Source organism: Virgibacillus ainsalahensis (genome assembly GCF_055380755.1).
In genome coordinates this window covers 902,932-926,539 of the sequence record NZ_AP043943.1, presented here as the reverse complement: position 1 = coordinate 926,539, position 23,608 = coordinate 902,932, and the positions used below count along the sequence as shown (strand labels likewise).

The following is a 23,608-nucleotide window of genomic DNA, read 5'->3' as shown; positions in this document are numbered from 1 at the left end:
GAAAGGATAAAGATTCCTAATTAATGATGATGGGCACCGGTTTTCAGGTTACTGATTTCGAACCCTCGGTTGTCCACATAATAATATTGAATCCAGATATCATCAAGGAAATTTACATCCTTTTCCATTAGGATATCAATGTCCTTATCTGTTTTTACTATTTCATCATTCTCGGTCGGCGTATCCAATTTTATATCAAAATGGGCATGATCACCATGATCTACCGTGACAAATACGCGAATCATCTGTTCTTCAGCTTCTTTGGTTTCCAGCATCTTTTTCAATTCTTTTGCTGCATTGCGGTTAATTTTTACTTTCATAGAATTGCCTCCAGTCTGTATTAGTCTTTTCCTATTATCTCATGTTTCTTTGGAAAAATAAAAAAATCGATATCAATCCAGAATTTCATTATTATATTCTTCATTGGAAAGTTTTTGTCCATCTGCGATAAAATAATAACCATCTGCCTGCAATATCCATAGCATCACACTGTTATCATCCAGTCTGGCAACGACCAGATACCAGTTTTTATCGTATCTCTCATCCAGGTTTTTAATTACTTCAGGTTGTAATTGTCGATGACGTAATTCTGTGATACTCATATTTTTCACACCCTGCATACTGCGAACCTGAGTGGTGAGTTTCCCCATAACCTCGTCCAGATTTTCATCAATATCCTCATAATGTTCCGCATAGATCCCGCGAATATATTCCTCATTTTCCACCAATGCCGCATTATACATATCTTCCACAACTTTTGCGGAGGCCTGGTTCATACACCCGCTTAAAAACAAGCTCAGGATAATTACGATACCTACGCTCCCCTTTTTCATGCTGTCGCCCTCCGTAACAAACAATTGTCTCCATAAAAATTCAGGCTATTTTCTAAAAGATTTGGGACTGCGATTACGCTTCCCACCGAAAATATTGTTGCTTTTGACACAATAACGATAAAGTGCGACGTAACTTTATCGTGGTTTTGCTTTCTTCCATTCCTTTTGAAGCAAGTGCTATACAATCGCTTCGGCAGAATACTTCGCTTTTTAGTGGGCACGGCTTCAGCCTCCTCAGAAGCAAAGAACGCTTCTTCCGGGGTCTTCAGACTCGTGCTATTCCCACAGGAATCTACGCATTCTGCCTACGCTTGGAATGTTCTGATTATAGAAAGGATAAGGCTCATGAAATCTATGTTTCATGGACATTTTCTCCCTGAAAAAGAAAGCTATTCTAAGCTGCTTAAAAAATGCGAGACTCCAACGGGAAAAGGAACAGTCTGAAGACCCCGCAGCGGTGGTCTTCCGCGAGGAGGCTGAAGCGTTCCCCGTGGAAAGCGAGTATTTTTAAGCAGCGCTGGACTAGCACTCCTTTTGTAAAGGATGAGAGGAAGTCACTGTTAAATTAAGTCGCAGTTTATATCATCTGCGAAGGTTAAAGAACACAACAAAATTTTCGAAAAGAGCCAAAATTTAAGATTCCATGGATTAATTATACAGCAAATATTGGGAATAATGCTATCGTAATGGAACATAAAAAGGGTTGACCCGATATAAAGGATCAGCCCCATGTCAAACAGCCTTTTAGTTGTGCTTTCCGCTGTGTATAATTTCTTCCATTTGTGTCTGTGATTTTGTATGATCGTGCAGGTCACAGTAATATACAACCGTTTTAACTTTATGAGAAATCTCGCAGGTTCGCGTCACTCTTAGGAAATTTTTCCAATAAGTATATTCATGCGTATCCACAGGAATTGTTTCGAAAGACGTACTCGATTCCTTCCAATTATGTCTTTCACCTGTCTCATCCTCAATGTCTGCAGCGACTGTAACTTGTGAATTCATACCAAAACAAAGCGTTACCACACATAATATAACCAAAAGTATCCTCAAACATCATCACCCTCTCATTTGCTAAATTCCCCAAACAATTTTAAAGTATACCTACTTGCAAATCGGCAAAAGCTGTAAGTAACGAGTTACTTCGTCATTGGAATACTGGATATTTCGTATCTATTTCATTATAATGGGTGGATAATAACCTAAACTTACTCGAGGTGGAATAATCATGTCAGAAGATAAACAACAAGAAACCGGGTTGGTACCAATTAATCCGGAAAAAGCAATCGAAGGCAAACAGAAGAAATTCACCGAAAAAAAATACAGGGAAAAACTATTTAAATATGCAAAAAAAATCGGCAGTAAGATAGCCTACTACAGTTTATTATTATTTTATGCATTCAAAGACCCGGAAACGCCAAAATCTGCAAAACTAACTATTGCCGGCGCGCTTGGGTATTTGATTCTTCCGGTTGACCTTATTCCTGATTTCATTCCAGTTGTCGGTTTTACCGACGATGCGACAGTCATTATTTATGCAGTCTATCAAATCATCCAGCATATTGATGTCACAACAAAACAACAGGCACATCAACAGATGAAAAAGCTCTTTGGCACAGATTACGATCAGGGTGATATAGAAGAACAATTTAAATAAAAAACGAGCAGGACCATCTATCGTGTGCACAAAACTTCCGGCCTTAAACACGAAACCTTCTGCCATGAATGCGGGCTTTCGGACACGAGCATTGAACCTTCTCTTTTGAACGCAGGACTTCCGGCCTTGAGCGCAGGATCTTCTGCTTTGAACGCAGGACTTCTAGCCACGAGCGCAGGATTTTCTGCTCTAATCGCAAGACTGCTAGCTATTAGCGCAGGACATACCAGCACAAGCGCCGAATCAGCTGCCACGAGCGCAGGACTACCAGTCCCGAACCCCGGACAAGCAGCCCTAACCCCTCCCACACGACTCCTTCACACTTCCTAAACAAGTGTCGATATTCCCTACGCCGGGTATAGTATTGGTAATCAAACAGATACGATATAACCGGAGGGCCTTCCATGTTACCTGAACTACTCGATTCAAACTTATTCATACTAGCCATTTCTCTTATCCTGATCGTTGCTATACTTGGCGTTCAATTTACTGCGAAGGTAAATGCCCCCTCCCTCATCTTTTTCATTTCCCTCGGGATGATTGTCGGCGGGGATATGCTAGGTATCGTTGATTTCAATAACCCGGAAATTGCCCAGTTGATCGGAATGATGGCACTGGTGGTGATTCTTTTCGACGGTGGGATTAAAACCAATTGGGGAACTATCCGGCCTGTTAAAGTACCCGCTCTTTCCCTCGCAACTTTTGGTGTTGTCATTACCTCTTTCATTTTAGGGATTGCAGCCAAATTCATTTTCGGCTTAAGTTGGGCGGAATCCTTTTTAATTGGGGCACTTGTGGGATCAACCGATGCTGCGGCCGTTTTTGCAATGCTTGCCGGTAAAAATATTACAAAGCGCCTCGAAGCTACGCTTGAAGGGGAATCCGGAGCCAATGACCCAATGGCGGTATTTCTTACAGTTACACTTATTTCATTTGTCACCGGGGAAAATGCCGGGTTCTGGGGCTTGATTGGGCAATTTTTCTGGCAAATGGGTGGTGGCCTTCTTGTTGGCTTATTCATCGGCTGGCTGGCAAGTAAGGCGCTACACCGCATTAACCTTGAATCAAGTGGTCTGTATCCACTGCTTGCTTTTGCCTTCGCGTTCCTAGCATACAGCGGTGCTTCCCTAGCAAATGCAAGTGGACTGCTAGCAGTGTATGTATCGGCGCTAGTAATCGGAAATACCGGTTTGAAACAGCGAAATGCCATCCTCAGATTTAATGAAGGATTCAGTTGGATTGCCCAGATCGGTCTGTTCGTCATCCTTGGTCTCTTTGTCATTCCCGAAGATCTGTTTACACTGGAGATTATCCTGCAGGGGCTGCTGCTTTCTGGGATATTAATGCTTGTCGCCCGCCCGATCGCAGCATTCATTTCTGTTGCAGGAATGGATTTTAATCTAAGGGAAAAACTATTCCTCTCGTGGGCAGGCTTGCGCGGAGCGGTTCCAATTGTACTTGCCCTTTTTCCGATGATTTCAGACCTGGAAAACAGCCAGCTTTATTTTAATATCATTTTCTTTGTCGTTTTGACTTCCACGCTGCTGCAAGGGACAACAATCTCACTTGTTGCTAACAAATTAAACCTTGTCCGAGGTGGGAGTAGCAACCCTATCCATTCACTGGAACTGCTATCTGTCGGAAAAAAAGAACTTGAAATTATCGAATTTAAAATTGACGAGCAAGCACCAGTGAGGGACAAAAAAATTAGAGACATCAGTCTTCCGGCACAGGCCAATATCACCTTTATTCTTCGTAACGGAGAGACACTTTCTCCACACGGGAATATTGTATTACAGGAAAATGATGTCCTCTATGTTCTGATTCCGGAAGAGCAAATTAGCAGGTTTGAGAAGGTGTTGAAGGGTGAGACCTAATTGAAAATAAGGAAATGCCCTGCCCGCCTCAATCACGATTCTCTTTGCAGTTAAGCGAGGAAGCTCTCCTTATGAAACAGCCTCTTTTCTTATAATATAGGCAGTCTATTCAATACGACTAATTTCGTTTTTCATATGCTTATCCGCGTTTTCCCTGCCGTACTTAGCAATGGAAAAGCGATACAATATGATACCTAAAACAACCCATAGCCCTATAATCAACCATTCATATGGCCAGATAAGTGCTGATGGCATTCCGGGCATGTAAAGGACAGAAACCCCAGCTGCCATAAAAATTGCTATCCAGCCAATGGTTGTACCACCACGAAGTTTAAATGGTCGCTTCATGTCCGGCGCTTTTTTACGTAAAATAACAAAAGATATAGCTACCATCAGCCATGCGACAACTAGTCCCAGCCCGCCTGCATCAACCAACCAGACAAGTGCCGGTCTTCCCAATAAGGGAGCAGCAGTGGAGAAAATACCAATCAGTAAAATAGCCTTATGGGGCGTATTATATTTCGGATGAAGTTCTCCCAACGACTTTGGCAACATCCCTGCCCTGGCAAGTGCATAGATAGCCCGGCTTCCTCCCACATAGAAACCTATCCAACTTGTTAAAATCCCGCCTATCCCACCAAGCACAAGAATATTTCCCATCATTTGACTATCTCCAAAGGCATGTGCCATTGCATCAGCTGTTACCAGATCAGATTCTCCCATTTCAGCAGGTGTCAACACTCTTGACACACCAAATATAACAGCAATATACCAAACAACAGCAAGAATAACAGCGATAATCAACAATTGACCAATTCGTTTTTTTGGAAGATTAATTTCTTCCGCAGCCTGTGGAATGACATCAAATCCGACAAACATAAATGGTGTCATAATCACGACAGTTAATAAACCGGCCATACCATTTTCAAATAATGGCTGCATATTTTGCACATTACCTGCAGCTGTACTCCCAGTAATTAACATTAACCCCGCAATAAGAATAAGCAATGTAAGAATAAATGTAATGGCAGTTGATAATTTAATACCACGGTAATTTATCCAGGCCACAAATACAGATCCTATCATACCAACCCCTGCCCATGTTATCGTGACATCCCAGCCAGCTATCGTGTATAAGTAGCCCTGACTGTAATCCGGGATTAAATATTCAAAGACTGTTGGCAGGGCAACCGCTTCAAAAGCCACAACCGATACATAACCAAGCACAATGGCCCATGTAGCTATAAATGAAGCGGTTCTCCCAAGTGCCTTATACGTATACACATGTTCCCCACCTGCAAGTGGAAGTGCAGAAGCAAGTTCCGCGTAGGTCAGACCAACAACGATTACAAGCAAACCACCGATAAGAAAAGCAAGAATAGCCCCGAGTGAGCCGGCTTCTGTTATCCATAACCCAGTTGTTACAACCCAGCCCCAACCAATCATTGCGCCAAATGCCAGTGCAATAACATCCTTATTTCCCAGAATCCTTAATAATTTTCGATCGTCGTTCATGTTAAACCCTCCGATCCGAATTATTCGTACATCTAACCAGTTTCATAAATTTTGTGCTACTATGTTTATGACAAGCTAAGGGAATTTATTAATCGATTTTCGGAGGAAGACATATATGACCCACGCCTTGGATATACTACGCTTTCCACGGGTAGCATAAAACAACCTAAATCTACCCACTCCCCTCCATAAAAATTGTTCTAGTGGATGGAACGTAAACATATAATCAACAGGGCTCTTCAAATTTGTTTCGGATAAAAAGGAGGACATCATGGTGCAGAATGCGGTTCATCAAATCGAATTGGATATTCCTATTGAAACTGTCTGGTCTTTCGTAAGTGACATAAATAACTGGGCGCCATTGATGCCGGGTTATAAGGCACATGAAATTATTGACGACAGACAATCCCGGTGGAAATTACATGGCGACATCGGCGTCATGCAGAAATCAGTATATCTAACTGTAAATATTACAGAATGGCAGGAACCAACGAAGGTCAGTTTTGAGGTATCAGGATTACAGGAGAATATTAAGGGGAATGGCTATTTTACAGCAAAAGCTCTCCATGAAAGTAAAACCCAAATGACTGGATCTCTCGGCATCCGTGCAAAAGGCATGATGGGTCATATGGTTAATCCTGTTTTAAAAACATTTGTTCCAAGAAAGGGTAAAGAATTAACCGAGGCAATTGCTGCACAGATGCTCAAACGGGAAAGGGTGCGTACATAACGCAGGCTAAAAAAACAAGAAAAGAAGGAACAGGCATCCCATACAGCCTGTTCCTTCTTCTGCAGTCTATCTTTGGTCATTTTCCCGCTCATTATTGGAATTTTTCTTGGAGTCGCCCACTCTATCCTGTATTTCACCTTTTACTTTATCAAAAATACCTTCTGATTTTTTATTTTTGTCATCCGTAACTTTTCCCCAATGTTCTTTTATTTCGCCTTTGATTTTCTTACCGATTTCTTTTGCTCTATCTTCATAACTATTATTTGCCATGTTGAATCCTCCATCTCTTAGGCTTAATAATTCTTTACCTTTTTTGGGAGGAATATAAACATTAGACACCGCGCTTATTCCCCCATAAATATGTATGCAGCTGGGGTAGTACTCGCACATCTTTCAATACATTACTTGCCATTACACGGTCAATAAGTTGCTCATATTTCTCCAATAAATGTGGGAGTAATTTTTCATCCTGCTTTGTTTCAAGATCATCATTGCCAACTTGAAGAAATAATTCTACATCCGGATACCGTTGATGCACTTCTTTTGCATAAATCAAATCAGCCTGATCAAAGATAACCACCTTTAAACTGAACGCTCCATTCTGGCCTTTTTGAAGCGATTCAATAATAAAGTCCAATGTATCAAAATTGGTGTTCATCCCTGAACTTGGCGGTTTCGGAGAGATAGTCAGATCATCAATTTTCATAAACCAGTCCTGCCACCTGCTCCCTTGGGTCTCCAGCGCAACTTTGATGTGATTTTCATGCAATAATTCAACCAATTCATCAATTTGGGGCAGTAATGCCGGATTCCCGCCTGAAATCGTCACATGGCCAAATTGCTCCCCACCCTGTTCGACTAATATATCCAGGATTTTTTGTGGTTCCATTTTCTGTATCATATCTTTTTCCGATCCGTCCCAGGTGAACTTCGAATCACACCAAGAACAAGAATAGTCACAGCCGGCGGTTCGAACAAACATGGTCTTCCTGCCGATGACCATTCCTTCCCCCTGAATCGTTGGACCAAATATCTCAAGTACAGGTATCTTCATATTCCATTCTCCCCCTTTGGACGGTAGATACAATAACTCGAAGGCGTTTCCCGTAAATAGACCTGCAAACACTTCGGCTGATTTGGTAATATATTTAAATGTTCCTGAATAATTTCATAAATGGTTCGGGCTACAACTTCACTTGTTGGGAAAAAATCTGCCTGATTATCCGAAAAATGAGGATCTTCATTAATCGTGGTATGATCGAATCGTTTATGGATTAAGTCTTTAATTGCCTTAAAATTGACCAGAAATCCGGTATGGTCCAATTCATCCCCTACTATGGTGATATTCGTAAAATACGTGTGGCCATGCGTGTACTTACATTTCCCCGCATCATCATGTGGAACATAATGGGCCGCGGCAAAATGGAAATCCTTGTTTAGTTCATACACGTAACGATGTGCTGCGACAGGATAAATTTGCTGCATCATTTCACATCCACCCCAGATTTTTTAGTTTCGTATTTTTCGAGTCCTTTCTGGCGCAGTCTGCAAGCTGGACACTCGCCACATCCACTGCCTTTCACACCGTTATAGCAGGTAAGCGTATAGTCCTTCACAAATTCAAAAGCATCCAATCTGTCACTAAGTTCCCACACTTCAGCCTTATCGAGCCACATCAAGGGAGTATCAATAACAAATTGATCATCCATCGATAGATTCAACGTAACGTTTAACGATTTTATAAATACATCCCGGCAATCCGGATAGCCGCTGAAATCGGCCTCAGAAACACCTGTGACAAGATGCATTGCTCCGATTTGTTTTGCCAAAACCCCTGCAAATGAGAGAAATAATAAATTTCTCCCCGGCACAAAAGTGGATGGCAAACCATCTTCCCCATCTGTAATATCAATGTCTTCTCTCGTCAAAGCATTCGGAGCCAGTTGATTTAATAAGGACATATCAAGCTCATGATGCCGCACATTCAATTTCCGACAAATCTCCCGGGCACAATCCAGTTCGGCAATATGACGCTGCCCATACTGAAATGTAACAGCCTCAACATGGTCAAATTTTTCCATTGCCCAGAACAGGCAGGTCGTACTGTCCTGGCCGCCGCTGAACACGACTACAGCCTTTTTATCATTCATTTTTCATTTCCCCTCTCTGTTTTGATGAACAAAAGCTCAGAGCGCCTTGGTCACCCTAAGGCATAGCTTAAGCAAAAAACTCACAATGGCGTTTTTTACCACAGGGATTTTCTTGCTTAAGACCTCGAGGGGGCTAGGCGCTGGAGCTGGACGTGGCATTTACTGACAAGGAATAGATATGCTGCCAAAACTATATACTTTCTTAACTCCAAAGAAAGGAGGTTATGCTTTCCCATCAAAAAAAACAACACAAAGAAACTGTGTTGTTTAGTTTCCTAGTTTTTTATCGAGGGATGGAATTGCGAACCTCTCCTGCAGATATGCAGATTTCCTTATTGATATAGTTACAGTGTAGCATATTCCTTGAGGTAATTGGCAGGAAAATATCCTCAAAAAGTGAAAGTCCTATTTATTATAGATATATGCCCCATTTCTGATCTCTCTACTGCACTCTCCTTGATTCCTCAAATACTCCAGATGGGCCAATGTTTCCCCAATGGCAAACCTTGTCTCATGGATGGTCAGCTCTTTTTTGAAAAGCTTCTGACAAGCTTCATAGACCGAAGTATCGCCGCTAATTGACTCCAGCGTCTGGCCCAGTCGTTCGTCATGATGAGATTTGATTGCATCAATCCTGTCATTCGCCCCATAAAACGGCTTCCCATGGGAAGGAACAACCAAATCGGCATCTAACTTTCTTATTTTTTCCAAAGATTCCAGATAGCTTGCCAGCGGGTCGGGATTTCCGTGAAACCAGTAGGAAATATTAGGTGTGATCTTTGGCAGAATATGATCGGTCGAAAGCAGGATATTCTTCTCTTTATTATAAAAATTCACTAGCCCGTCCGAGTGTCCAGGTGTGAAAATAATCTCATATTCATATTTGCCGATTTGGATTCTTTCCCCTTCCTCCAAATATTGATTCACAGCAGGATATGGCGTAACACGGGCAACAAACTCCTCGGTGTTGCCTGTCATTTCTCTTGAAATAGCATCTGGGATTCCGGCCAGCTTGTAATTATCATCAAGTTTAGCCAGAAAACTTTCTGTCCAGGCATCCAAACCTGCTTCATGATCTACTTTCGACATCCATGCGCGTGCACCCGTTTTTTCCTGCATCCCGCCGGCATAACCGAAATGATCCGGATGATAATGGGTAATGATGATATCCGTGACTGTTTTTCCTTTCAGTTCCTCTTCCCATCTCTTAACCGTTTCTTTATTATTCAACCCGGCATCGATAACTTTCCAGCCGTCATCCCCTTCAGCCAGGAAGCAATTGACATGGTTAAGGCGAAAAGGCAGATCAAGCGTGATTGGTATTAGTCCGTATGGTTTTAGAATATCAATAAATTCTTTATCTTTTTTGATTGTTTGTTTTGGCATGTAACTTCTCTCCATTCTTTTATTCTGATACGTTAACAAGCTGTTTAATGAGTAACCGACTCGTACAAATGCTCCTCCAGTTCTTCCCTAACCTTCGCAGGAATAGGCTCCGATTTCCCCTTCTTCCTGTTATAATTCACATAAATTGCTTTCCCTTTTGCACAAAGATTGCCATCCTGATGAATTTCTTCATATAGCTCCAGGCTTGTATTCCCGATTCGTTTCACCCATGTATAAACTTCAACATCTTTTCCGAAATAGATTTGACGTTCGTAGTCAACCGATGTATGAAGAATAATCATTCGCCACTTTTCAAAAGCATCATCCGGTGTAAACAATTTAAAAATTGGATTTCTCGCTGCTTCGAACCAGATGGGTAAGGTCGTGTTATTAATATGGCCTACTGCGTCTGTTTCAGATACACGAGGTTCGATTATTTTTTTGTACATGCTTCCTCTCCCCCTTTACCAGGTGACCATTTTCCGCCAAACCTCATTAATTTCAACCTTCGAATACTGTTTCTTGCCAAACCTTTGTGGCAAAGACCTTAGCCCGAACTTATGCAGTAAAAAGTTTTATACTTCTTAACTGCTAACAAACACAGCTAAAATTTAATAATAATCCTGGAAGATTCTCCCTTTGCCAGCTTGTTGAAGCCTGCATTAATTTCCTCTAATGGAATGATTTCTGTCACTAATTTATCAACTTGCAGACGGTTCTGTTTAAATAGATGGATATAGTGCGGAATATCTTTGTCAGGAACACAACTGCCGACATAAGATCCTTTCAATGTTTTTTCTTCCGCTGTCAGACTGACATACGGGAATGAAAAGTGATGTTCGGGATGGGGAAGCCCTGTTGTAATCGTCGTCCCTCCACGTTTCGTTATGCCGTAAGCCACTTCCATAGCCGGAACCGCTCCGGCTGTTTCAAATACATAATCGAGTCCGCCACCAGTTGCTTCACGAATTTGTTCGATCACATCTTCATCTTTTGAGTTAAACACAGCAGTTGCGCCCAGCTCTTTTGCCTGCTTTAATTTCGTTTCATTGAGATCCACTGCTACTACACTGCTTGCACCTGCAGCAACAGCACCTATCAATGCACTCAATCCAACACCGCCAAGCCCGACGACCGCCACAGTACTTCCTAATTTAATGGATGCGGTATTGACAACTGCACCGACTCCAGTTATAACAGCACAGCCAAACAGGGCAACTTTTTCAAAAGGAATTGCTTTATCCACTTTAACCAATGAATTTCTTGAGACAACAGCATATTCCGAGAAGGCAGATACTCCTAAATGGTGATGGATTACTTCATCACCTGAATGGAGTCTTTTCCCGCCGCCAAGCAGTGTTCCATCATTATTCGATTTCGCTCCGTTTTCACATAAAGCAGGACGACCTTCTTTACATGGTAAACACTGCCCGCAGCTTGGAACAAATACACATACAACATGATCACCAGAATCCAGATCTGTAACACCTTCGCCTGTTTCCGTCACAATTCCGGATGCTTCATGCCCAAGCGCCATTGGCAATGGCCTTGGTCTCGATCCATTAATCACCGATAAATCGGAATGACAGAGACTTGCGGCTTTTATTTGTATTAATACTTCCCCCTGTTGAGGCGGATCTAGTTCCAATGTTTCTATGCTTAGGGTGTGGCTTTTTTCATGCGGTTGGGCAGTACCTGATTCGCGTAGTACTGCTGATTTGATTTTCATTTAACGTACCTCCTAACTAGGCAATGTGTAAACTTCAGAAAAATATTATAAACCGCACTGATATCTTTTTCGACGTATCTTGTTGTTCCCCCTTTGCTTCCTTTTGAACAGACTTCTTTGCTATCTTAATTTTCCTGATATTATATTAAAAGGAACAAGGCAATCATTAATGAAACCCTGTTCCTTATATATCCTATTTCTAACCGGTTAATTCACCCGTTTTTCCCCGTCCCAATACATCTGTCTTAATCGATATTTTTGTAATTTACCTGTTGCTGTTTTCGGCAATTCATTTGTAAATATCGCTCGCTTGGGAGCTTTGAAATGAGCTATGCTATCCCGGCAGTAGCTAATAATATCAGCTTCGTTAACCGACGCGCCTTCCTTTAACACGACGATGGCCATTGGCACTTCTCCCCATTTTTCATCGGGGACAGCAATGACGGCAGTTTCCAGGATATCAGGATGCTTATATAATACGCCTTCTATTTCAGTCGAAGAAATATTCTCCCCGCCGGAAATAATCACATCCTTTGCGCGATCGCGGATCTCAATGTAGCCGTCCGGATGAGTTACCGCCAGATCACCAGTATGAAACCAGCCATTCTTAATAGCCGCTTCCGTCTTCTCCGGATCCTTATAATATCCTTTCATTACAGTATTTCCCCTTGTGACAATTTCGCCCATTTCTTCCCCGTTCCAGGCAACTTCACCGTCTTCTGAATTGACCACCTTTGTCTCTCCGTTAAATGCAAGTTCGATTCCTTGTCTCGCTTTAATCGCAGCCTGTTCTTCCACTGATTTATCATCAAATTCCTTTTTCCATTCATTATACAAAATAAATGGAGAAGTTTCGGTAAGACCGTAGACATGAATCATATTCAGTCCAAGAAGCTCCTGCGCTTGTTGGATGAGTGCTGCTGCAGGGGGCGAACCGGCCGTTCCCATACGCGGTTTTGTGGTGATTTTTGCATCCTTCGCTGTCGGGTCATTAACCAACATATTAATCACAGTTGGTGCCCCGCATAACAGGGATATATTCTCCTTTTCAAACAAGTCAAGGATGAGAGGAGGATCCACTTTCCTTAAGCAGACATGTGTTCCTCCCGCAGCCGTAATTGCCCAGACACCACCCCAGCCGTTCACATGGAACATTGGCAATGTATGAAGGTAGACATCATCCCCCCCAACTCCAAGGTGATACATGAAATTTGCGGCGTTCAGATAATTGGAGCGATGCGTGAGCATTACACCTTTTGGATTGGAGGTGGTTCCGCTCGTGTAATTCAATGTCAGCATCTGATTTTCATCAATTACAACCTCCGGAGGGTTGCTGGACGGTGCATGCTTCAGGAAGTTTTCATAATCGATGCCTTTTAATTTTGACTCTTGTCCAGTTATAGAGACTATAATGATTTCTTCAAGAGACAAATTATTCTCGATTTCCTTGATCGATCCAGTAAATTCTTCATCCACGATCAGCATTTTTGCATCACTATGATTAATGATATATTCCATATCGGATGGAGAGATTCGGTAATTCAATGGCACCATCACTGCTCCAAGTTGACCGATACCATAAAAACACTCCAGCATTTCATGCGTATTTGGCAGCATAACTGCCACGTGCTCTTCTTTCTCGATTCCTGCCTCTGTAAGAGCAACAGAGAGCCGGTTTACCCTTTCACCAAATTCTTTGTATGTAAATTTTTTCTCTCCATCAATCACAGCTGTTTTATTAGGATAATATTTAATCGCACGACGTTTCCAATCGAGTGGGGTTAAGTCTGTAAACATATTTAAACAACTCCCTTTTGATAGATGTAAAATTTCTATTTAATCCTATTTCAATATGTATCTAGCCTTTCTATTATGATTGCATTCGCCATCGTGTGCTCTTTACACATAGTCTGTAGGCCAATAACGTACCGTTCATTTTTCCAATCAAGAATAGGCAATAACACCCATCATAAGAAAGCGATTACAAGTCATTATGTTACTATTATTCTAATAATTTGTTTTTTAAATGTCAAACTATGCTTCTATTTTCGTTATATACCGGACTAAAATCTCTTGTTACATGATTGCTTCTTATACATCATTCTCTGTAAAAGTACTTTACATATAGTGTGTTAATTCTACAAAATTCGAAGGAAATCATCCTCCCTATGTGTTAATGAATGTATTATGTATTTTTCCTATGGATGAACACAAGAAGTGTTTCACTGATTACTTTGATTTTAAAAAGAAACAAGCCATATGAAGCTTGTTTCCATGAATGATAAGTGTATAAAAAATTACTTCCAATCTCATTCCATCATCCGCTATGTCTGACACAACCAGGCAGCATATTGTCTGGATTCAAGCTAATCTGAAGGGATTTTAGCCTACTCCGATGATCTTTACTTTTTCACAGCCTGCTTAGCATTATGGATTATTTTATTTTTTGCTTCCTTGTACGTGCTTTCCAGCTCCTGAGCAATTTCTGATACGGTCTGAATTTTGTTGATCGATCCTATCCCCTGGCCTGATCCCCAGATATCCTTCCAAGCTTTGGCCTCGGTGTTGATAGATTCACCAAAATTCACTTCCTTTTTTTTCTCTAATTTATCCGGCTCCAATCCAGCTTTTGTAATGCTTGGAATGAGATAATTCGCATTGACTCCACTGAATGCATCTGTATAAATAATGTCTTCTATAGAGGAATTAAGAATCATCTCCTTGTATTCTTCGACGGCGGAACTTTCTACAGACGGAATAAACCTCGATCCCATATAGACAAAATCAGCACCAAGTATTTCTGCAGCTAGAATATCTTCCCCCTTTGACATACCTCCCCCCAGAACAATCGGACCGTCCCAAAACTCCCTCACCTCATGCAGAAATGCAATCGGATTCAGGACTCCCGCATGACCGCCGGCCCCACTCGTGACCAGTACCAGTCCATCTGCACCTTTTTCAATTGCTTTTTTGGCAAATTTGACATCAATTACATCGGAAAACACTACACCACCATATTTCTGGGTAATCTCTACAACAGCACTTGGATCACCAAGTGAAGTGATTACAATTGGAGGCTGGTATTTTTCAATCAGCTTCAGGTCTTCTTCATATCTTTTATTCGTACGGTGTACAATAAAATTGATTCCCCATGGTGCTATTTTTTTATTGGGATACTTCTGTTTTGCTTTCTCTAATTCTTGTGTTATCTCATCCATCCATTCTTCAAGTATTTCGCCAGTACGGGCATTCAATGCTGGAAACGTACCTGCGATTCCCGAGGTACATGCTTCCGTTACCATTTTCGGGTTGGAAACAAGAAACATAGGTGCCATAATGACCGGAAGATTCATCGATTCTTTTATACGATTAACAGATTTTTTTGTCATGATATGCTCCTTTTTCATGTGATTTTCATATAAATTATTAACCTTCCAATTGAAATATTGACCTAATAACTTGGATTATAATGCCAGGCGTATCTCACTGATATCAAAAGCCAGTCCAAATGTTTCATGCAGTAAAAGTAAGACATAAGCTTATACTTTTCAATAGCGTATTCTATCTCCTCCTATGTTTTCACAAATACCTCTGGTTTACCTGTCAGAACTGTCTGGCCATGCTGATTCCGAATGGTTATTTCCAATGACAGGATTCCTCTCGTCTTATCGGAAGTCTCCTTTTTGTTTTGGATTGTAAATTCTCCTGACAGTCTGTCATTCGGAAACACCGGTGCTTTCCATCTTATTCTTTCTGCACCGAGGCCCCCCAGGCAATCCTCTCCAAGTATATCCATCCTGATGAATTCGCCCCAGATTACAGCTAATGTCTGGAAACCGGATGCAATCAGTGATCCGTAACGGCTCTGTTTGGCGGATTCCTCATCCATATGTAAGTACTGTGGATCGTATTTTTCAGCAAATTCTTTGATTTCCTCTTTCGTTAATGTGACTTCATTCGTAAAAAAAGTATCATCTACCTCAAATTCATTGTATTTCATTCACTTCGCCTCTTTGCTGTTAGAAATTTTTCTTAACTATAATTCTACCTCTTTATTTTTCTATTTGGAAAAAAAGCGCATTCGAAAGCGTTTACAAAAATCACCTTAAAATAATTCTAATAATTCTTACTTTAATTGTCAAATAAAAATTACTTGTGCATTTTCCAAGTCGTCGATCTAATGATTAACTGAAGAATAGTACCATTTTCCCTCCAGTTCTTTCTTCCATATAGTACCCAGTAGTTCCAGTCTCTCCAAGTGTCCGAAAACCTCAGACATAACCAATGAAAATTCCGTTTCATATATCTCTTTATAATATTCAAGAGCGACTTGTGCAGTTGTACAGGGATGAATCCTGCTAATACAATCATTTAGTTTCCTGGACTTTCTTTCAATCCCCTGTAGTCTTTTTTGAATGAGCTGATTGGGTTCCTGCACTACTTCCCCATGTCCGGGATAGATGAGAGATGCCTCATAGGCCTGAACTCTTTTCAATGCTTTTTCATATTCAACCAATGACATGCCCTTTGTCCCCTGTTCAGTGGGTTCGATCAGTGCATTGCTCGATATATGCTGGAGTATATGGTCTCCTCCTATTAATATTTTACTTTCCGGATGAAAGAGTACGATATGATCCGGCCAATGACCTGGAGTTTCAATCACATCAAACCCGGCAATGCTGCTTTCCTCATGCAATGGGAGGATTTCAGCAAGGATGGCCTGTGATTTATTTTCTTTTGCTTTTCGTTTCAATACTGCTGCTTGCTTATCCCCTTTTTCTCCGCAACCCATTTTGAAATATAATGCTTGAAAAAAATCAACCCTTCTCTTTAGAAATCCTTCATCACGACGCAGACGGATTCTGGCATCCGCATGTGCATATACAGGAATGTCATGCACATCCAATATCCGGTTGACCAGACCTGTATGATCCTGATGACTGTGAGTCAGGACTATTTTATCGATATCGCTGATGTGTAAACCATTATCTTGTAATGTATCCAAAAAATAATCCCAACATTTCCCTGTATCAACACCGGCATCTACAAGCATTAATGTATCCTGGTTTTCAACCAGATAGAAATTAAAGGATTGCAGGCTGGAGGAAGTTGGAACGGTAATTGGGTAAATTACTGGCGTTTCTTTTTTTACCATGAGATCTCTCCTTTTACCATATTATTGACTGCTAAAAAAAAGACTTTCTGCTCCGGAAAGCAAAAAATCAAAAGAGTTACAATTCTATCTTTTAGGCTGGTGCAAACCGTCGAATTTCTTCTGTTTTTTCACCTGCCATTGTTCCTCATCCCTATTCTCCTTTAAACTGGGGCTTTCGCTTTTCTTTGAATGCTTCCAATGCTTCAACTCGATCAGAAGTAGGGATAATTCGTTCATATGCTTGGGATTCTATTTTCATGCCGGTATGAATATCTGCATTCACCCCATTATTGATGGCGTATTTTGCTTGAGCGACAGCCAATGGTCCATTGCCAAGAATCTCCTCTGTCAGCGAATGCACTTCTTTCCATAAATCATCTTTTGGTACCGATTTATTAATTGCTCCTGAGGTGACAGCTTCTTTTGCCTTATACTTTCTGGCGGTCAGCACCCATTCCTTTGCTTGAGAGGCTCCAATCAGCCTACTTAGCCGCTGTGTCCCTCCAGCTCCAGGAACAATTGCCCAGCTCACTTCAGGAAGGCCTATTACCGCATCCTCTACTGCAATACGAAAATCACAAGCAAGGGCCAACTCAAAGCCTCCTCCGAGGGCATAACCATTAATCGCAGCGATGGAAGGCTGTGGAAGTTCTTCCAGTGCGTTAAACACCTCACGTGTTTTGTTCACATTTCTGCGTGTTTCTTCCTCGGTTAGTGTTCTTCTTTCTTTTAAATCCGCCCCGGCACTGAATGATTTTTCTCCTGAACCGGTAATCGTAACGACCCGTACCTCTTTGGAGAATCTGATATCTTCCAGAACATCACCAAACTCTTTTAATGTTTGATAATTAAATGTATTCAGCTGTTGGGAACGATCGATTGTAATTTGTGCAACCTTATTCTCTATCTCAACTTTTATATTTTCCATTTCATCACCTTTTCTAAAAGTTTTTTGTATAATCAGGAGAGAGCATGCCCCCCTCTCCTGATTATACATATATTGTCTAAAAAACCCCTCTAAATGATAGTTATTCTGCAACGATGGATGGCAACCAAAGGACTAAGTCCGGAAAATACGTGATAATAGCAAGTACCACGTAAGCTACTAATAAAAATGGCAGTATAGACTTGGTTATACTTCCAATGGAAACATTCGCAATAGAAGATGTGATGTAAAGCCCTGCCCCTACAGGCGGTGTCAATAATCCGATTGTCAGATTAATACAGATGATGACACCAAAGTGAATAGGATCAATACCATAATTCGCGATAATTGGCAGAAAAATTGGCGTCAGAATAACCAAGGCTGCAATACCATCCATAAACATACCGATAAGAAGCAGAAAGATGTTAGCAATAAAAAGAAATACGATTGGATTATCCGTTAATGATGCCATCCATGAAGCAATATTTTGCGGAAGCTGCTCAAATGTCAGCATCCATCCAAAAATGTTTGCCATGGCAATCAGCAGAGTGATTATAGCAGTAGTAAGTGCCGAATTAACGAAAACATTTGGCAAATCTTTCAGTTTTAATTCCTTATAAAAGAAAAATCCAACAACGATAGCAACCAGACATGCAATAGCAGCTGATTCTGTTGGTGTAAACACACCACTTATAATTCCCATAACAATTACCACAGGTACAAAGAGAGCTGGTATCACTTGTACAAAATGTTTTGCCATTTCTGAGACCATCGCCCGTTTATGTGTGGGCCAGCTTTGTTGCATGCCTATTAATGCAATCAGTAGCATAAACGCCAGAACCAGAAGCACCCCTGGAAGAACACCAGCTAGAAAGATAGAACCAATTGACACCCCTGAAGCCACCCCATAGATAATAAACTGCATACTTGGTGGAATAATTGGGCCAAGTAACCCTGCTGAGGCAGTGGTAGCAGCACTGAATCCTCTGGAATACCCCTCTTTTTCCATGGATGGTACCATAGTTCTACTCATCATCGCAATCTGAGCCGACGCTGAACCGACAATGGATGCAAGCATCATATTAGCCAACACATTTACATATGCGAGGCCTCCTTTAAAATGGCCTACCAGTGTCTGGGCAAAAGCGACTAGCCTTTTTGTCAGACCACCTGAATTCATCAATTCCCCCGCAAGCATAAAAAGCGGGATTGCAAGCAGACCGTAACTTTCCATCCCTGAGTAAAGTCGCTGTGGAATTGATGCCATCAGCTCCAAATTCCCGGATGCCAATATATATATAACGGTCGTCATCCCAAGTACAAAGGCAATTGGGATCCTCATCAACAGTAAAATAACGAAGGCTATAATAGCAATTATCATCTATATAACCTCCGCATCTTTACTGGCAAGGCTTTTCACTAGCACATCCAGTGAATGGACAAGCATAAATAAAAAACTTACCGGAATGGAAAGATATGGATAAAGCATCGGCATCCCCATGGAGCCCGAATGCTGAACGAATATATTGGGTGAACTTATCCATCCGATAGATAGATATAGAACATACCCAATAAACAAAACCATTGCAATATAACCAGAAACCAAAACTGCTTTTTTCGTACCGCCCTGCAACCGGCTTATTAACATGTCTATAGTAGGAGCGGATTTTACCTTTATACTCATACTACCTCCGATAAACGTAAGCCAAACTAGAGAGAACATGGCCATCTCGTCAGACCATGTCAGCGGCGAACTCATCACATAACGAAATATTACTCCTGCTGATAAGGATATCATAATCAGCAGGCCAAAAAGCATTGCTAGAACTTTTTCTATCGAATATACCCAATCACTGAGCCTATCAATCAGTTTCACAAAATCCCCGCTTTCTAAAACAATTCTTGATCTTTTAATTGTATTGTGCTTTCCTATTGAGCCTTCATTTACTGTTGCTCTGCACTCTCGATAAATGATTTAATGATCTCAGACCGTTCGGAAAACTCCTTCCTCACTGCGTTGGTATATGGATCGAAAGCCTCTAAGTTTTCCAACTCTTTCACTTTTACGCCTTCATCTCTTAACAGCTGCAAATTAGTCTCTTCTCTTTCGATGGCTTCCTGGCTACTCCATTCCACCGCCGAATCCATAGCCTTTCGCACAATTTGCTGGTCTTCCTCAGTAAGCGAATCCTCTACTACTTTGCTCATCACGATAACAGCCGGGAAAGTTGCATGATTCGTAAGCGTCAGGTATTCAGCATTTTCATAATGTTTTTCTGTAGCAAGCGCATCCAGGTCAATTGCAATACCATCAATAATTCCTGTCTGCAAAGATGTATATACTTCCGATAACGGCATTGCTGTTGGACCAGCCGGCGTTTTTTGCCAAAAACCCTGAAGTGAAGGACTTCCAAGAATGCGGATCTTTTTCCCGTCCATATCTTCAGGTTTATCAATGAATCTATCATCTAATAAAACATGGCGGTTTCCGGCAAAAATAAAGTCAAGCCCCACTAATCCCTGTGATTCCAATGAATCAAGCATTTGCTCTGCTTCCTCAGAATCCTTCATATTAACCGCTTCTTGTAAATCACTAAATAAAAATGGCATGTACCATGCATTTAACGACTCTACACGTGTACTCATGTAGCCATTTGTAAGAATACCAAAGTCAATGGATCCCTCATTCATCTGGTGAACCATATCCTGCTCCTTGCCAAGCTGGGCAGCAGGGTAAATTTCAAGTGACATTCTACCATCTGATAACGCTTCCAACTCCTCCCCAAATTTTTCAGCAGTTGCATGCCAAACATGGGATTCCTGTACCACATGGGAAAGTCTGAATGTGTATGAATCTTTATCTTCACCCGTATCAGTTGTGTTAACAACAGCACTTTCTGCACAAGCGGATAACAGAACGAGCCCGATCAAAGTCACGATTAAAAGAGAAAATTTGGTATGCCTTTGTTTGTATATCATGTCATTCCCCTTTGTTCCAATATTTATTTAAAAAACCCACTTGTTGCCAAATCTTACACACATCCATTATATGTATTTAATACAAAAACAATAAAGAGGTACTTTACACTCCTTATTGTTTTTGATTAAATATGTGCCCTATTTAACTACTTGATTCTTCTGTTACAAAAACCTATGACTTTATAGGATTTTTGTTATACCCATGATATTGGTCGATAAATTGGTAGTCTTGCTCGGCACGGTTTTTCAGGATAGTATCGCGTAATAATATTCCAGCCTCATCTTTATTGTGAATGATTTCTCCCCACATTCTTGCATTTTCTTGAACAAATGCTGTACGCGGAATCCGTTCCTCTTGAAATTCAAGGAATGCATCTTTAAAATTATCTCCATGTTTTTCAAGCATATTTGTCATATAAGAAGCATCTTCCAATGCCTGACAAGCCCCTTGCGCTAAATATTGAAGCATCGGATGAGCAGCATCTCCTGTTAATGTGAAATTTCCTTTTGTCCAGTTACCAATAGGCTCCCGGTCATACATTGGCCATCTTTTTTGACGGGAAATAAAGGATAAAGCTGTCTGTACCTTGTCGCAAGTGCCAGAAAAAACCTCGTCCATTTCCTCCGGAGTTCCCCAATCCTCTGTATGTTCAATTTCTTTTCTATATTGCCTACTTTTGAAAACGACTACCTGATTATACAATTCTCCTTTACGTACAGGATATTGCACCACATGCATATCCGGGCCTATCCACATATACACGTCATCCAAATTACCGATATTGGTAACTTCCTCCATTGGAATTGCACCACGGTAAGCAACATACTCGGAACAAACTGGCTGATCATCGGTAAAGTTTTTACGGGTATTAGACCATAGCCCATCGGCACCTATTACTGCAGCTGCCTTATGAACATCGCCATTTTTTGCAGTCACTTCCACCTCTGGATCTTCTTCACCTTCTATGTTTACAACCGATTGATTCGTAATAAGTTCTATATCCGGATGTTCTTCACACGCCTCCAACAAAATTCTGTGGAGATCTGAACGATGCAATACAATATACGGTGAACCGTATCTTTCCTGGTATACATCACCAATATCCAATGCTGATAGTTCCTTGCCAGTATAGGCGTCCATCAGTACGAGGCGTTTTGGAAAAACAGAAACCTCACTGATTTTATCCAGGACTCCTAACTGCTTCAATACATTCGTTCCGTTCGCAGCAAGCTGAATTCCAGCACCTAATTCCTTTATCTCCGGTGCCTGTTCCAAAACTTTTACTTTCTTGCCCGTTTGTGCAGCACCAAGAGCTGTTGCCAGCCCTCCAATTCCAGCACCTACAACAACGAGCGAATTACTTTTTACATCAGTCATTATCTTATCCTCCTTATGCTTTCTCTTTACAAAGTGATATTTCTTTTCGTCAGGATTTACTGCCCGTTATCCCTTATAAAACGCTTGCAATCTGTTGAAAGAATTAATAGCCTGCTTTTCTGCTGGCTATTAATTCCTTTATTATCTATGAAACTACAAGTCCATATGCAAAGGGTTTATCTGAAATCCGGTTTGAATTCTCCTGTAATTTCCTGATGACCGTTATTGGAGTCATACGATTCTTCTTGTTCCAATTCAAAACGATCCATAATTGGAATATCGTTCACAGAGAACAGGTAAGAATCTTCTGATGCTACATGTTCATGCCATGCCCAGTTTGGTACGACAAAGTAATCTCCCTTTTTCCAATCAAAACGAACACCATTAATCACGGTATAACCGGAACCTCGATGCACACAATAGATTACTGAATGAGTGTGACGGTGAGCCTTTGTATGGAAACCATCAGGAAGATGTGTCATTCTTGATCCAATTGTAGGATTTGCAGGACCTCCTGTGGAAGGGTTGATATATTCCACCGAGAAGGCGTTATATGGATTAGGATCAAATTGCTGTAACCCTTTAATCGCATCCACTGTTCGATCCCATTTAAAGTTTGCAAGTGGGGCAACGGAATATTTGCCATCACCTACTGGCCGGACCATTCCTCCCTGGTACCGTTTTTCCGAGAAATTATCCGGTACATCAGGCTGCTGGAGACCAGCTTCATATGGTTCAAAGAATGTACCACCAATAGAATAGATCGTTGGAATATCCAATGCATCCATCCATACCATTGGTTCATCCCCAAGATGGCCATGACCATGCCATAAGTTTTTCGGCGTGGTTAGGAAATCCCCTTCTTCCATAAAAATCCTTTCACCTTGTACGATTGTGTATGCTCCTTCACCTTCTGTAATAAAGCGAAGCGCACTTTGTGTATGACGGTGTGATGGTGCTTCTTCACCTGGTTGCAGTAATTGAACTGCCGCATATAATGTTTGTGTTGTAGAAACTTGTCCCCATGGTTTTCGATAAGTCAATCCCGGGTTTTGGAAATAAATTGCCCGACGTTCTCCACCGCGTTCAGGTGTGAAAATTTCTGCAGCTTCCGACAGTTTTTTCTTTAATAGTTCGCCGCTCCAAAGGTATGCTTCAGCATGTGGCTTTGGTGATTTATTCATCACTTCAGGGATGGCTTCCCAAAGTGGACCAAGATTATATTGCTGAATATCTTTCGTGAAATCCTTTACAAGATTACTTTTCATGAATTCGGCTTTATCAGACATTCAAA

At 41.2% G+C, this 23,608-nt stretch carries 23 protein-coding genes and 1 riboswitch; of the genes, 3 read left to right on the top strand and 20 right to left on the bottom strand.

Features of this window, described 5'->3' with window-relative positions; genetic code table 11:
* Positions 1-20 precede the first annotated feature (20 nt).
* The gene (locus ACZ427_RS04275; RefSeq protein ID WP_461177897.1) at positions 21-320 is read right to left on the bottom strand and encodes an iron-sulfur cluster assembly accessory protein; all 300 of its coding nucleotides are present in this window, start codon (positions 318-320) and stop codon (positions 21-23) included.
* Positions 321-392: 72 nt separating this feature from the next.
* Entirely contained in the window at positions 393-833 is a 441-nt protein-coding gene (locus ACZ427_RS04270; RefSeq protein ID WP_461177898.1) for a hypothetical protein, read from the bottom strand.
* 1,228 nt (positions 834-2,061) lie between these two features.
* Between ACZ427_RS04270 and ACZ427_RS04265 the strand changes: the two genes are divergently transcribed.
* Together ACZ427_RS04265 and ACZ427_RS04260 are read left to right on the top strand one after the other, a co-directional pair.
* Positions 2,062-2,490: a YkvA family protein gene (locus ACZ427_RS04265; protein WP_461177899.1), complete on the top strand. Its 429-nt coding sequence runs from the start codon at positions 2,062-2,064 to the stop codon at positions 2,488-2,490.
* 404 nt (positions 2,491-2,894) lie between these two features.
* Positions 2,895-4,367 carry a potassium/proton antiporter gene (locus tag ACZ427_RS04260; protein ID WP_461177900.1) on the top strand — a complete coding sequence of 491 codons (1,473 nt, stop codon included), beginning with the start codon at positions 2,895-2,897 and terminating at the stop codon, positions 4,365-4,367.
* Positions 4,368-4,472: 105 nt separating this feature from the next.
* Here the strand turns inward: ACZ427_RS04260 and ACZ427_RS04255 are convergent, their stop codons facing one another.
* Positions 4,473-5,882 carry an APC family permease gene (locus ACZ427_RS04255; RefSeq protein WP_461177901.1) on the bottom strand — a complete coding sequence of 470 codons (1,410 nt, stop codon included), beginning with the start codon at positions 5,880-5,882 and terminating at the stop codon, positions 4,473-4,475.
* A 271-nt stretch (positions 5,883-6,153) separates the two neighbouring features.
* On the opposite strand from ACZ427_RS04255, the gene ACZ427_RS04250 reads away from it, so the two are divergent.
* Complete coding sequence (locus ACZ427_RS04250; RefSeq protein WP_461177902.1) at positions 6,154-6,612, top strand: CoxG family protein; 459 nt, start codon at positions 6,154-6,156, stop codon at positions 6,610-6,612.
* 66 nt (positions 6,613-6,678) lie between these two features.
* On the opposite strand, the gene ACZ427_RS04245 is transcribed toward ACZ427_RS04250, so the two are convergent.
* The 17 genes from ACZ427_RS04245 to ACZ427_RS04165 all read right to left on the bottom strand — a co-directional run bounded on the left by ACZ427_RS04245 (position 6,679) and on the right by ACZ427_RS04165 (position 23,603).
* Complete coding sequence (locus tag ACZ427_RS04245) at positions 6,679-6,951, bottom strand: CsbD family protein (protein WP_461177903.1); 273 nt, start codon at positions 6,949-6,951, stop codon at positions 6,679-6,681.
* Positions 6,944-7,666: a 7-carboxy-7-deazaguanine synthase QueE gene (gene queE, locus ACZ427_RS04240; RefSeq protein ID WP_461177904.1), complete on the bottom strand. Its 723-nt coding sequence runs from the start codon at positions 7,664-7,666 to the stop codon at positions 6,944-6,946. Before queE ends, ACZ427_RS04245 begins: the two co-directional genes overlap by 8 nt.
* A complete protein-coding gene (locus tag ACZ427_RS04235; protein WP_461177905.1) occupies positions 7,663-8,100 on the bottom strand; it encodes a 6-pyruvoyl trahydropterin synthase family protein in 438 nt (145 codons plus the stop codon). The genes queE and ACZ427_RS04235 overlap by 4 nt, the downstream gene beginning before the upstream one ends.
* Positions 8,097-8,762: a 7-cyano-7-deazaguanine synthase QueC gene (gene queC, locus ACZ427_RS04230; RefSeq protein WP_461177906.1), complete on the bottom strand. Its 666-nt coding sequence runs from the start codon at positions 8,760-8,762 to the stop codon at positions 8,097-8,099. Before queC ends, ACZ427_RS04235 begins: the two co-directional genes overlap by 4 nt.
* Before the next feature lie 269 nt (positions 8,763-9,031).
* Positions 9,032-9,078: riboswitch (PreQ1 riboswitch) on the bottom strand.
* Positions 9,079-9,167: 89 nt separating this feature from the next.
* On the bottom strand, positions 9,168-10,148 hold the full coding sequence (locus ACZ427_RS04225; RefSeq protein ID WP_461177907.1) for an MBL fold metallo-hydrolase: 981 nt from the start codon (positions 10,146-10,148) through the stop codon (positions 9,168-9,170).
* Between the two features lie 44 nt (positions 10,149-10,192).
* A complete protein-coding gene (locus tag ACZ427_RS04220) occupies positions 10,193-10,597 on the bottom strand; it encodes an acyl-CoA thioesterase (protein WP_461177908.1) in 405 nt (134 codons plus the stop codon).
* 155 nt (positions 10,598-10,752) lie between these two features.
* Positions 10,753-11,877, bottom strand: coding sequence for a zinc-dependent alcohol dehydrogenase family protein (locus ACZ427_RS04215; RefSeq protein WP_461177909.1), 1,125 nt, complete (start codon positions 11,875-11,877; stop codon positions 10,753-10,755).
* A gap of 207 nt (positions 11,878-12,084) precedes the next feature.
* Positions 12,085-13,674 carry a long-chain-fatty-acid--CoA ligase gene (locus ACZ427_RS04210; RefSeq protein ID WP_461177910.1) on the bottom strand — a complete coding sequence of 530 codons (1,590 nt, stop codon included), beginning with the start codon at positions 13,672-13,674 and terminating at the stop codon, positions 12,085-12,087.
* Positions 13,675-14,279: 605 nt separating this feature from the next.
* The gene (locus tag ACZ427_RS04205) at positions 14,280-15,266 is read right to left on the bottom strand and encodes an NAD(P)H-dependent flavin oxidoreductase (protein WP_461177911.1); all 987 of its coding nucleotides are present in this window, start codon (positions 15,264-15,266) and stop codon (positions 14,280-14,282) included.
* Positions 15,267-15,448: 182 nt separating this feature from the next.
* Positions 15,449-15,877 carry a MaoC/PaaZ C-terminal domain-containing protein gene (locus ACZ427_RS04200; protein WP_461177912.1) on the bottom strand — a complete coding sequence of 143 codons (429 nt, stop codon included), beginning with the start codon at positions 15,875-15,877 and terminating at the stop codon, positions 15,449-15,451.
* A 177-nt stretch (positions 15,878-16,054) separates the two neighbouring features.
* On the bottom strand, positions 16,055-17,032 hold the full coding sequence (locus tag ACZ427_RS04195; RefSeq protein ID WP_461177913.1) for an MBL fold metallo-hydrolase: 978 nt from the start codon (positions 17,030-17,032) through the stop codon (positions 16,055-16,057).
* A 151-nt stretch (positions 17,033-17,183) separates the two neighbouring features.
* Positions 17,184-17,960: an enoyl-CoA hydratase-related protein gene (locus tag ACZ427_RS04190; RefSeq protein ID WP_461177914.1), complete on the bottom strand. Its 777-nt coding sequence runs from the start codon at positions 17,958-17,960 to the stop codon at positions 17,184-17,186.
* 100 nt (positions 17,961-18,060) lie between these two features.
* Entirely contained in the window at positions 18,061-19,338 is a 1,278-nt protein-coding gene (locus tag ACZ427_RS04185; RefSeq protein WP_461177915.1) for a TRAP transporter large permease, read from the bottom strand.
* Positions 19,339-19,833, bottom strand: coding sequence for a TRAP transporter small permease (locus tag ACZ427_RS04180; RefSeq protein WP_461177916.1), 495 nt, complete (start codon positions 19,831-19,833; stop codon positions 19,339-19,341). It abuts the gene before it with no gap.
* Positions 19,834-19,901: 68 nt separating this feature from the next.
* The gene (locus ACZ427_RS04175) at positions 19,902-20,936 is read right to left on the bottom strand and encodes a TRAP transporter substrate-binding protein (protein WP_461177917.1); all 1,035 of its coding nucleotides are present in this window, start codon (positions 20,934-20,936) and stop codon (positions 19,902-19,904) included.
* Positions 20,937-21,108: 172 nt separating this feature from the next.
* The gene (locus tag ACZ427_RS04170) at positions 21,109-22,314 is read right to left on the bottom strand and encodes an FAD-dependent monooxygenase (RefSeq protein ID WP_461177918.1); all 1,206 of its coding nucleotides are present in this window, start codon (positions 22,312-22,314) and stop codon (positions 21,109-21,111) included.
* A gap of 176 nt (positions 22,315-22,490) precedes the next feature.
* Positions 22,491-23,603, bottom strand: coding sequence for a cupin domain-containing protein (locus tag ACZ427_RS04165; protein WP_461177919.1), 1,113 nt, complete (start codon positions 23,601-23,603; stop codon positions 22,491-22,493).
* Positions 23,604-23,608: the final 5 nt, after the last annotated feature.